1 protein-coding gene is annotated in these 268 nt (G+C 69.8%); it reads right to left on the bottom strand.

What is annotated here, in order from left to right; all coding sequences use genetic code 11:
* A partial coding sequence (yidC, locus tag SB751_RS31085) for a membrane protein insertase YidC (protein ID WP_410749153.1) occupies positions 1–268 on the bottom strand: 268 nt, incomplete at both ends.

Genomic DNA, 268 nt, shown 5'->3' with positions numbered 1-268 from the left:
CAGCCAGCCGTAGTCGACCACCAGTTCCAGGCCGGGGGCGAGCGCCGCCATGGCCTTCTGGTCCTGCGGGCCGACCCACAGGTGCGAATCGACGCGGGCGGCGGCGCCCGGGGCGATCTCGCCGACGGCTTCGATGGTGCGGGCGGCGTACAGGTTCTTCTGCACTTCCAGCACTTCGTTGTTGCGCGGCTTGCCTTGCGGCGGCACCCAGGCGGTGGCGAAGTAGTGCTGCACCACGGCGATCCAGCCGTTGTCCGCCTGCTTGATG

The organism is Cupriavidus sp. SIMBA_020, assembly GCF_046535395.1.
In the GTDB taxonomy this organism is placed as follows: Bacteria; Pseudomonadota; Gammaproteobacteria; order Burkholderiales; family Burkholderiaceae; genus Cupriavidus; species Cupriavidus campinensis.
The sequence above is the reverse complement of the archived record's forward strand: the minus strand, read 5'-3'. Positions and strand labels throughout refer to the sequence as shown.